10 protein-coding genes are annotated in these 7,524 nt (G+C 65.0%); 7 read left to right on the forward strand and 3 right to left on the reverse strand.

Features of this window, described 5'->3' with window-relative positions:
• Positions 1 to 10 precede the first annotated feature (10 nt).
• Entirely contained in the window at positions 11 to 1,330 is a 1,320-nt protein-coding gene (locus PVW46_RS00430; RefSeq protein ID WP_069208248.1) for a ferredoxin reductase family protein, read from the reverse strand.
• Positions 1,331 to 1,462: 132 nt separating this feature from the next.
• On the opposite strand from PVW46_RS00430, the gene PVW46_RS00435 reads away from it, so the two are divergent.
• Together PVW46_RS00435 and PVW46_RS00440 are read left to right on the forward strand one after the other, a co-directional pair.
• On the forward strand, positions 1,463 to 2,338 hold the full coding sequence (locus PVW46_RS00435; protein WP_069208247.1) for a 50S ribosomal protein L11 methyltransferase: 876 nt from the start codon (positions 1,463 to 1,465) through the stop codon (positions 2,336 to 2,338).
• Between the two features lie 115 nt (positions 2,339 to 2,453).
• Entirely contained in the window at positions 2,454 to 2,798 is a 345-nt protein-coding gene (locus PVW46_RS00440) for a hypothetical protein (RefSeq protein ID WP_069208246.1), read from the forward strand.
• Positions 2,799 to 2,924: 126 nt separating this feature from the next.
• Here PVW46_RS00440 and PVW46_RS00445 read toward each other — a convergent pair whose 3' ends face one another.
• Positions 2,925 to 3,200: a DUF1127 domain-containing protein gene (locus tag PVW46_RS00445; protein ID WP_043141071.1), complete on the reverse strand. Its 276-nt coding sequence runs from the start codon at positions 3,198 to 3,200 to the stop codon at positions 2,925 to 2,927.
• 316 nt (positions 3,201 to 3,516) lie between these two features.
• On the opposite strand from PVW46_RS00445, the gene ruvC reads away from it, so the two are divergent.
• From ruvC to ruvB, 3 genes are read left to right on the forward strand one after another with little or no spacing between them, the layout of a single operon-like run.
• Positions 3,517 to 4,005: a crossover junction endodeoxyribonuclease RuvC gene (gene ruvC, locus PVW46_RS00450; protein ID WP_043141073.1), complete on the forward strand. Its 489-nt coding sequence runs from the start codon at positions 3,517 to 3,519 to the stop codon at positions 4,003 to 4,005.
• A complete protein-coding gene (gene ruvA, locus PVW46_RS00455) occupies positions 4,002 to 4,676 on the forward strand; it encodes a Holliday junction branch migration protein RuvA (protein WP_069208245.1) in 675 nt (224 codons plus the stop codon). Before ruvC ends, ruvA begins: the two co-directional genes overlap by 4 nt.
• A 9-nt stretch (positions 4,677 to 4,685) precedes the next feature.
• Entirely contained in the window at positions 4,686 to 5,714 is a 1,029-nt protein-coding gene (gene ruvB, locus PVW46_RS00460) for a Holliday junction branch migration DNA helicase RuvB (RefSeq protein WP_043141294.1), read from the forward strand.
• A 2-nt stretch (positions 5,715 to 5,716) separates the two neighbouring features.
• Here the strand turns inward: ruvB and PVW46_RS00465 are convergent, their stop codons facing one another.
• Complete coding sequence (locus PVW46_RS00465) at positions 5,717 to 6,124, reverse strand: SecDF P1 head subdomain-containing protein (RefSeq protein ID WP_069208244.1); 408 nt, start codon at positions 6,122 to 6,124, stop codon at positions 5,717 to 5,719.
• A 178-nt stretch (positions 6,125 to 6,302) separates the two neighbouring features.
• Between PVW46_RS00465 and PVW46_RS00470 the strand changes: the two genes are divergently transcribed.
• Both PVW46_RS00470 and PVW46_RS00475 read left to right on the forward strand, forming a co-directional pair.
• Positions 6,303 to 6,938 carry a hypothetical protein gene (locus PVW46_RS00470; RefSeq protein ID WP_069208272.1) on the forward strand — a complete coding sequence of 212 codons (636 nt, stop codon included), beginning with the start codon at positions 6,303 to 6,305 and terminating at the stop codon, positions 6,936 to 6,938.
• 158 nt (positions 6,939 to 7,096) lie between these two features.
• Complete coding sequence (locus tag PVW46_RS00475; protein ID WP_043141081.1) at positions 7,097 to 7,483, forward strand: SpoIIAA family protein; 387 nt, start codon at positions 7,097 to 7,099, stop codon at positions 7,481 to 7,483.
• Positions 7,484 to 7,524 lie beyond the last annotated feature (41 nt).

Consider the following 7,524-nt stretch of genomic DNA (forward strand, 5'->3'; position numbering starts at 1 on the left):
GCGTCCACGGCTAGTCATAACTGAACTGCTCCAGCAGGATGTTGCGGGCAGACACGCCAAGACCCAAGAGCGCGTCCTCGACGGCGTGCAGCATGGGGGGCGGGCCACAAAGGACAAACACCCAGCTTTTCAGGGCCTCCGCGTCGAGGTGCCGGTTCAGCACCTCGGACGTGACGAAGCCGGTCTCTCCCTGCCAGCCTTCGGGCGGGTCGGACAGGACATGGACCACGCGAAGCGGTCCGGTTTGGGCGCGCCGGTGCAGTTCCTCGCGGCAGGCGATCTGCTCTTCGGCCCGGTTGGCATAGAACAGAACGCGCGGGCGCGGGTCATCGTCGGCATCCAGCTGGCGCAGATGAGACAGCAGCGGGGCGATGCCCACGCCGCCGGCAATCAGCGCAACGCCGCCGGCCTTGCGATGCCGTTTCAAGGTCAGTGAGCCAAAGGGGGCATCGACCCAGGCGCGGGTGCCGGGGGTCACGCGGCCAAGCCGGTTGGTGAAATCACCCAGCTCCTTGATGACGAAGCGCAGCCTGCCGCCTTCGGCCGGGGAAGAGGCGATGGAAAACGGGTTCTCGTTCAGTGAGACGGCGGGCTTGCCGATGCTGATCCAGGCGAAATGTCCGGGCAGGTAGTGCAGGCCCTTGTGGCCCTCGGGGTCGAGGCAAAGCTCCCAGGTCCTGTCTGCCAGACGGGTCACGCTGCCTACGCGCCAGGGGCGCCGCGCCTTCATCAGGGGTTTGACCGCGTAGACCCAGGCCAGTGAGAGAACGGCAATGGCAAACAGGGCCCACCAGAACCCCCAAAGAGCCGGATCGCCGCTATATCGTCCGGCGCGGGTGGCGTGCAGAACACCCAGTCCCGCCATGACCAGCGCCATGATCCCGTGCAACGCGCGCCAGATCTCGTGCCGATACAGCCCGTCTCGGCCCAGTGCCATGACCATAACGGCGCCCAGCAACAGCCAGGCGACGATCCCGGGCCAGAGGCCGGACCAGTCGAAATTCAGGGCCGTCGATCCGGGGGCCGTCAGGCCGGGGCGCAGGCTTTGTGGGCCGGAATAGAGAAACGGGTGCAGCAGGATCAGCATTGAGGCGGCGCGGGCCAGCAATTGGTGCAGCCGCATCGTTACATCCATGCCGATCCGCCCCGAGATCACGCGAAACCGCCCGGATAGGGCAAATTCCACCAGCAGGATCGCCAGCCCGGCCAGGGCCACGCCGGAGGCCAGTTCGTCACGCAATGGGCGCGGGGGGTGTCCCTGGAGCGCGGCAAGCGCCAGCGGTGCGCAGGTCAGGGCAAGGTAGAACAGGACGAGGAATGCGGCGGGCATGATGTCTTGGCCTAGGGTCAAATGCCTCTAGCACGGCTACGTGACGGAATCACGTCAAACGCAGTGCGACTTGCGGCGGTCGGGCTTTCGTGCCACAGCGAATGCGCTTTTTTCCATCAATGGATCACCCACATGCCCAAGACCTGGACCGCCTTCACCAAGCTTGCCGACAAGGACAAGGCCGAGGCCCTGGGCCTTGCACTCGAGGAACTCGATCCCGAGCCCACAGGCATCGGCGTCTTCGAGATCGAGGACGGTTCTGGCACGTGGGAGATCGGCGGATACTTCACCGAGGCGCCGAACGAGATCGAACTGGCACTGCTGGCCGCCGCCTATGACGCAAAGAGCTTTGTCGTCTCCGAGGTGCCGGACACCGACTGGGTCGACAAGGTCCGGCGCGAACTGACACCGGTCGAGGCCGGGCGCTTTTTCGTCTACGGCAGCCATGATGCCGACAAAATCCCCGAAGGCTCGGAACCGCTGCTGATCGAGGCGGCGATGGCCTTTGGCACGGGCCACCACGGCACCACTCAGGGCTGCCTCGAGGCGCTGGACCGGCTGGCCTCGGAGGGCTTTCAGGGCCGCAACGTGGCCGACATCGGCTGTGGCACGGCCGTTTTGGCGATGGGGGCGGCGCGAATCTGGCCGGATCCCGTGATCGCTTCGGACATCGACGAGGTCGCCGTCGAGGTGGCCGAGGCCAACGTGCGCGCCAATGACCTTGGCGACAAGGTCATCTGTGTTGAGGCCGCCGGCTTTGACAACCCCGAACTGCACGCTCGCGCACCCTATGACCTGGTCTTTGCAAACATCCTGAAGCAACCGCTGATCGACCTGGCGCCCGACATGGAAAAGCACCTTGCCCCAGGGGGTTATGCTATCCTTTCGGGTATTCTGACTTGGCAGGCCGATGAGGTGGTCGAGGTCTACACTGCCCACGGGATGCCGCAATTACGCCGCGATGTGATCGGCGAGTGGGTGACGCTGACGCTCCGGAAAAACCAGTAAATAAAGGGTTGACCGGGGCAATCGAGGCAAAATTAAATCCAATTGCCCCAATCTTGCCATAAAGTTTGGCTAAAAATTGCCTCATCCGGTGGGGGCCGGTTGAAATGAGGCTGTCATGGACGACGCTCAGAGAAGTTTTCACAAGCGTGAACAAGCGCTGCGGCGCAAGCACATCCGGATGTCACAAGGGTACGTGACCCGGATGAACCGCAACGGCGTGATCGAACAGGTCCCCCAGAGCAGGATGAGCGGTTTCGGCCTGCACCTGGTCTTGCGTCTTGCAGTGGCGGTGATGCTGTTCAAGATGGTTGCCTTGGCATGGCTGGGAGACGCGATTTACACCGGACACGTCGAACGCCTGTCACAGGGCGTTTTCTACGAAAAGGCCGGGGCGTGGATCCTGCAGGTCGATCCGGTAACCCGCATGCTGGCCGACTTCCTGGCGCCGGTCATGGGGTGAGGCTCCCCTCACATCACGAGACAAGAAAAAACCCGCGCTTCCGATGAAGCGCGGGTTTTGCCTTTGCCGTGAGTGGCGATGCGCAGCCGGTCGAGCATCCCGGTCGACCGGCTGCGCGAACTGTCCTCAGTAACGACGTGCAACGCTGTCGATGTCGCCGCGGTGCAGGCCGATGTCTTCCAGCTCGCGGTCGGTCAAGGCCGACAGGCTGTTGCGGGTCATGCGTGCGTCGTTCCATGCGGCGACGGCACCGAAGACAGCGGCGAAGATGCTGCCGATCCGGGCTGCGGTTTCCGACGCATGGTAGGGGCGGGTTGCGCCGAATGCGGAGGTGAAGATGTTACCGATCTGGGCGGCGGAGCCCGACGCGGCGAAGGGGCGGGAAGTGTCGAATGCGGCCATCGCTGGTCTCCTTTTGGATGGGGGGTGTATTCGTTCTGAAACCGCACATAGTTTGGGCAATCTGCTGCAACAAGGCGCATTTTCTGCATGGGTCACATGCGATTTCTGCATGACGGAAATCGCGGTTAACCCTTCTGATAAACAAGCAAAAATCCGCTCTACCCGGCGTCGTTTTCCGGCGGTTCCGTGCCGGAAACAAATGTCATGTGTCGGGGCTGGGACAATCGGTGTCGCAAACGGCCCTCGCCGCATTAACCTTGGCTTTTGTTCGCCTTTCGTGCTAGCCGTGTCTGAAAAACAACACGGGCGGGCATCCATGCGGATATTGGGCATTGATCCGGGGCTTCGGACCCTTGGATGGGGTGTGATCGAGGTCGAGGGCAGCCGACTCAGGCACGTCGCAAACGGGTTGTGCAAGCCCGGCGGCAAGGAGCTGGCCGAACGACTGCTCGCATTGCACGAATTGCTGACAGATGTGTTCAACCGGATGATGCCCGACGAGGCGGCCGTGGAACATACCTTCGTCAACCGCGACGGGGCGGGCACGCTGAAGCTGGGCCAGGCGCGGGCGATCGCCCTGCTGGTCCCGGCGCAGTTCGGTTTGCCGATCGGGGAATACGCGCCGAACTCGGTCAAGAAGACGGTCGTGGGCGTCGGCCATGCCGAAAAACACCAGGTCGAGCACATGGTCAGCCTGCAACTGCCCGGCGCGAAGCCCGCCGGGCCGGACGCGGCGGACGCGCTGGCGGTGGCGATCTGCCACGCGCATCACATGGGCGCCCGGCGCATGAAGGTGCGCGCATGATCGGGCGTATCGCAGGGCGGATCGTCTACCACGGTGAGGATCATGTTCTGATCGACGTGCAGGGCGTCGGCTATGTCGTCTATTGCAGCGACCGGGTGCGCGTGGGTCTGCCCGGCGCCGGCGAAGCCGCGGCGCTTTATACCGATCTGCTGGTGCGCGAGGACCTGCTACAACTGTTCGGCTTTCCGACGCTGGTGGAAAAGGAATGGTTCCGCCTGCTGCTGTCGGTGCAGGGCGTGGGCGCCAAGGCGGCGCTGGCCATCCTTGGAACGCTTGGGCCGGACGGGGTCAGCCGCGCGCTGGCGCTGGGCGACTGGACGGCGATCAAGGCGGCCAAGGGGATCGGCCCCAAGACCGCGCAGCGCGTCGTGAACGAGCTGAAGGACAAGGCACCCGCCATCATGGCAATGGGCGTCAGCGACCCCCTCGGGGACGACCCGCAGGCTGCCTCCGCCGAGGTGATCGAGACGTCGCCTGCTCCCGATGCCCCCCGCAAGGCGCCGCCGCGCCGGTCCAGCGCGCAGGCCGAGGCGCTTTCTGCGCTCGGCAACCTGGGCTACGGCCCCTCCGAGGCCGCCGGCGCCGTGGCCGAGGCCGCGGGCGCCGAGCCGGAGGCCGACACTGCCGCCCTGATCCGCGCGGCGTTGAAGCTATTGGCGCCGAAGGGGTAAGGGATGGACATGAGCGATCCTGACCCCACCCTGCGCCCCGATCCCCTGCCGGAGGACCGCGACCGCGCGCTGCGTCCGCAAATGCTGGAGGATTTCATCGGCCAGGCTGAGGCGCGGGCGAACCTGCGTGTCTTCATCCAGAGCGCGCGCTCGCGCGGCGAGGCAATGGACCACACGCTGTTCCACGGCCCCCCGGGCCTGGGCAAGACGACGCTGGCGCAGATCATGGCGCGGGAACTTGGGGTCGGCTTTCGCATGACTTCGGGTCCGGTTCTGGCCAAAGCAGGCGATCTGGCGGCGATCCTGACCAATCTCGAACGCAACGACGTACTGTTCATCGACGAGATCCACCGGATGAACGCCGCCGTCGAGGAAGTCCTGTACCCGGCGATGGAGGACTACGAACTGGACCTCGTGATCGGCGAGGGACCGGCGGCGCGCACGGTGAGGATCGAGTTGCAACCCTTCACTCTTGTCGGTGCGACAACGCGGCTGGGCCTGCTGACCACGCCGCTACGCGACCGGTTCGGCATTCCGACGCGGCTGAATTTCTACACCATCCCCGAGCTTGAAACCATCGTCGCGGGCAATGCGTCCAAGCTGGGCGTGCGGATGGAGGGCGACGGCGCGCTGGAGATCGCGCGCCGGTCACGCGGCACGCCCCGGATCGCCGGACGGCTGCTCCGTCGCGTGGTGGATTTCGCCGTGGTCGAAGGCGGTGGCGTGGTCAGTCGCGCCCTGGCCGACAATGCGCTGACTCGGCTGGGGGTCGACAGCCTGGGGCTGGACGGGGCCGACAGACGTTACCTGATGCTGATGGCCGAGAATTACGGCGGCGGTCCCGTGGGGATCGAGACACTCTCGGCGGCACTGTCGGAAAGCCGTGACGCGTTGGAGGAGGTCGTGGAACCCTATCTTCTGCAACAGGGTCTCATCAGCCGCACGCCGCGCGGGCGGATGCTGGCGCAGAAGGCCTGGAAACACCTTGGACTCGCTGCGCCGGTGCCACCGGGACAAAGCGACCTCTTCGAGGGCTGACGTCAGTCCGTCAGCCCCGCAGCCTCGCGCAGGCGGGTGGCCAGCTCCCGGACCTCGTCGGCGGTAAAGCCGCCGGTGACCTGCAAGGCCCCGCCAAGGATCGGTTGCGCCACCACCGCGTTCCAGACCGGCTCTCCGTCCAGTGTCAATGCGATCTGCTGGCCGACGGCCTCCTTGGTCATGCTGGCAAGGACAGGCGCGCTGTCGGCGCAGAGCGACAGGTTGATCGTGGGCTGGCCGTTTTGCGTGAAAGAGGGGCTGGCATCGGCAAGGGCGACGACCTCGGTTCGGTCGCCTGCCGCCAGGGCTATGCGACCCGCGTCATTGCCGTTGCAATTGGCAAGTGCGGGGGTAGCGGCGGCAAAGACGAAAGCGCTCACAAGGCTGAGCATGGTGCGTCGGCTGTGCATGGGGTCTCTCCTCTGCGTTCCAATATGACATGGGGACCGGACGCCGGACGGCCAAGCCGCGGGCCGGTCGGATAAACCCGACCTTGCAGGGGCAGTTTGCCTTTCGGGTCGTTTTCGGGCAGGTCGCGGCAAAGCGCTATTCCACGACGTGAAAAGGACAGCCGGCATGACCCAGGACATGACCCCCGAAGAGATCGCCACGCTCTTTACGCGGTCGGACGGCAGCTATCTTTGCGCACGCTGGGGGCGTCCCCTGGCGCCGATCGTCTTTGGTGTCGAAGAGGCGACACTGCAGGTGATCAAGGGCGCCTTCGAGGCGGTCTGCACGCTGGCCGGGCACCAGATGGCGGAAACCGACCCCGAGCTTGGGGCCAATGTCATGGTCTTCTTCTTCCGCGACTGGGCGGAACTGCTGGAGGTGCCGGACCTCGACCGTCTGATCGAGGGGCTGGGCCCGCTGGTCGACCGCCTGCAGGCAGCAGAGGCGAACCAGTACCGGGTGTTCCGGTTCGATGCCGAAGGCGGGATAAAGGCCTGTTTCGTCTTCCTGCGGATGGACGGCGAACTGACCAAGGTGCCGGCAGAGACGCTGGCGCTGAGCCAGGTGGTGCAGACCATCCTTCTGTGGTCCGACAGGGCCTTTGCCGACCGCTCTCCGCTGGCGCAGGTCGAGGGTGGGCGGGTGATCCTGCGGCCGGACCTGGCGCAGGTGATCCGCGCGGCCTATGACCCGGTCCTGCCGGTGGCCGCGACGGACCCGAGCCACGCCCTGCGGCTGGTGGCCCGGATCGCGGCCGGGCGGGGGACGCAATAGGCCACCCTGGCGTGGGTAAGGAGAAAGTATACTAGAAATCAATTGCTTGCGATGTTGGCTTCGCCTTTTGGCAAGAATTGGCCATGATCCGCTTGGTGGATCTGCGCCCTTGCGAGATGGGGCATCCGGGCGCATCCTGATCCCCGGAGGGGAGCGCCATGACGATAGAATACCAAGAGGATGACGCCACCAAGGTGGTCGAATTCCACATCACGGGCCACATCAGCCACGCGGATTATGCGCCGCTGGTGGACAGGCTGCAGGACTTCATCGACCGTAACGGGACTGTGCGGATGATCGAGGTGGTCGAGCATTTCCCGACCTTCGATCCGTCGATCCTGATCCCGGGGCTGAAATTCGATATCCGCAATATCCGCTACATCACCCATGTCGCCGTCGTGTCGGACATGGGCTGGATCAGCCCGGTGGTGAAGGCCGCTGGCGCACTGATTTCGACGAAGATCCGGACCTTCGGCATGGCGGAGCTGGAGGCGGCGCGGGACTGGGTCCGCAGCGCCGATCCGGAGGGCGGCGCAGCAGGCTGAGCCACCGCGAGATTTGTACGTTTTGTACAAAACGTACGGCG

The organism is Mameliella sp. AT18, assembly GCF_028807275.1.
In the GTDB taxonomy this organism is placed as follows: Bacteria; Pseudomonadota; Alphaproteobacteria; order Rhodobacterales; family Rhodobacteraceae; genus Antarctobacter; species Antarctobacter albus.

What these genes read in the sequence shown, in the direction of transcription:
- PVW46_RS00430 (WP_069208248.1), bottom strand. Translation starts at nt 1,330, where the DNA reads ATGCCCGCCGCATTCCTCGTCCTGTTCTACCTTGCCCTGACCTGCGCA.
- PVW46_RS00435 (WP_069208247.1), top strand. Translation starts at nt 1,463, where the DNA reads ATGCCCAAGACCTGGACCGCCTTCACCAAGCTTGCCGACAAGGACAAG.
- PVW46_RS00440 (WP_069208246.1), top strand. Translation starts at nt 2,454, where the DNA reads ATGGACGACGCTCAGAGAAGTTTTCACAAGCGTGAACAAGCGCTGCGG.
- PVW46_RS00445 (WP_043141071.1), bottom strand. Translation starts at nt 3,200, where the DNA reads ATGGCCGCATTCGACACTTCCCGCCCCTTCGCCGCGTCGGGCTCCGCC.
- ruvC (WP_043141073.1), top strand. Translation starts at nt 3,517, where the DNA reads ATGCGGATATTGGGCATTGATCCGGGGCTTCGGACCCTTGGATGGGGT.
- ruvA (WP_069208245.1), top strand. Translation starts at nt 4,002, where the DNA reads ATGATCGGGCGTATCGCAGGGCGGATCGTCTACCACGGTGAGGATCAT.
- ruvB (WP_043141294.1), top strand. Translation starts at nt 4,686, where the DNA reads ATGAGCGATCCTGACCCCACCCTGCGCCCCGATCCCCTGCCGGAGGAC.
- PVW46_RS00465 (WP_069208244.1), bottom strand. Translation starts at nt 6,124, where the DNA reads ATGCACAGCCGACGCACCATGCTCAGCCTTGTGAGCGCTTTCGTCTTT.
- PVW46_RS00470 (WP_069208272.1), top strand. Translation starts at nt 6,303, where the DNA reads ATGACCCCCGAAGAGATCGCCACGCTCTTTACGCGGTCGGACGGCAGC.
- PVW46_RS00475 (WP_043141081.1), top strand. Translation starts at nt 7,097, where the DNA reads ATGACGATAGAATACCAAGAGGATGACGCCACCAAGGTGGTCGAATTC.